General features: G+C 72.1%; 2 protein-coding genes and 1 pseudogene. 2 read left to right on the plus strand and 1 reads right to left on the minus strand.

Annotated features, from left to right (window positions below; all coding sequences use genetic code 11):
* A pseudogene (locus tag FV228_RS29260) lies at positions 1–293 on the minus strand (excinuclease ABC subunit B); the annotation flags it as partial.
* Positions 294–374: 81 nt separating this feature from the next.
* Here FV228_RS29260 and FV228_RS29265 point away from each other — a divergent pair.
* Together FV228_RS29265 and FV228_RS29270 are read left to right on the plus strand one after the other, a co-directional pair.
* On the plus strand, positions 375–860 hold the full coding sequence (locus tag FV228_RS29265; protein WP_147857662.1) for a VOC family protein: 486 nt from the start codon (positions 375–377) through the stop codon (positions 858–860).
* Between the two features lie 158 nt (positions 861–1018).
* Positions 1019–1536, plus strand: a 518-nt coding sequence (locus FV228_RS29270) for a hypothetical protein (RefSeq protein ID WP_147857663.1), incomplete at its 3' end; no start/stop codon positions are given.

A 1536-nucleotide genomic window follows, 5' to 3' on the forward strand; every position in this document is an offset into this window, starting at 1 on the left:
GCGTAGCCGGATTGCGGCGCCTCGGCGAAGCCGTCGCGGGCGATCTCGACCTTGCGGGTGGCCGCCTTGCCGACCGGCTCCTTGGCGGGCCGTCCCTTGGGCTTGCCCGGGCGCGGCTTCTCCGGCTCCGGCGCGATCGGCGGCGGTCGGTTGCGGTTCAGCGCCGGGTTGAGCAGTTCCGCCAGGTAGGTGTCGAGCGGCTTCAGCTCGGGCTTCGACGCCTTGGCCGACGAGGCCGAGACGGATACGGCGCGCGGCTTCTTCGGAGCGGGCGTGTTCTTCGGAGCAGGCATGGCACCAATATGGGCCCCGCACGCGCCGCGAGAAACCCTCGGGGCTGCGGAGTTTTCAAGCTTTCACGGGGGAGCCCGCCGATGACCGCACCGATCCATCCCGAGACCCGCATCGGGCACGTCCACCTCAAGGTGGCCGACCTCGACCGGGCACTGGGCTTCTATTGCGGAATCCTCGGCCTCGGCCTGACCCAGCGCTACGGCGAGCGCGCCGCCTTCGTCGCCGCCGGGGGCTACCACCACCATATCGGGCTCAACACCTGGGAGAGCCTCGGCGGTCCGCCGCCCGCGCCGGGGACCACCGGCCTGTACCACCTCGCCCTGCTCTACGCGACCCGGGCCGCCCTGGCGGATGCCCTGCGCCGGGTCGAGGCGGCCGGCATCCCCCTCGACGGCGCCAGCGACCACGGGGTCAGCGAGGCCCTGTACTTGCGCGACCCGGACGGCAACGGCGTCGAGCTCTACCGGGACCGGCCGGAGGCGGAGTGGCCCCGCGATCCGGACGGCGCCCTGCGGATGGTCACGGCCCCGCTCGATCTCGACGCTCTTCGCCGCGAAAATGGATAATTACAACTCTTAGGTAGAATTCACCGTGCTTTGGCCTGGACCGGCACGGTCGATGCTGAGAAAATTCGGTCCCATCGACCGGTGAATTGGCTTGCGGCGGCCGGAGCCCGCCGGTACTTTGCGGTGCAAAGCATGATGCAGGGCGGGGGCTGAAGCTCATGCAGGACCTGGACAAGGCGCTGGCCGACATCGTCGCGATCCGGTCGCAGATCGCCCGCGATACCGCGTTCCGCGGCCTGGGCGCGGCCACCGTGGCGGGGACCGGCGGCCTGTCGCTCGCCTGCGCGGTGGGCCAGGCCCTCTGGCTCGGCGATCCCGCGGCCCGGCCGGCCCTGTTCTTCGGCCTGTGGATCGGCGCCGCCCTGGTGGCGTTCGCCCTGATCGGGGTCGAGGCGGTCCGGCGCAGCCGCCGGCTCCATTCCGGCCTCGCCGACGCGATGGTGTGGAACGCCATCGAGGTGTTCATGCCGGCCGCCGGCACCGGGGCGTGCCTGGCCCTGGTGATCGCCCGCTTCGCTCCGGAAGAGGTCTGGATGCTGCCCGGCCTGTGGCAGGTGCTGGTCGGGCTCGGCCTGTTCGCCTCGGCGCGGATCCTGCCCCGGGCGGTCCAGGGGGTCGGCGCCTGGTACCTGCTCACCGGCCTCGCCGCGCTGGCGATCGCGGCCGAGACCCGCAC

Source organism: Methylobacterium sp. WL18 (genome assembly GCF_008040015.1).
Classification (GTDB): domain Bacteria; phylum Pseudomonadota; class Alphaproteobacteria; order Rhizobiales; family Beijerinckiaceae; genus Methylobacterium; species Methylobacterium mesophilicum.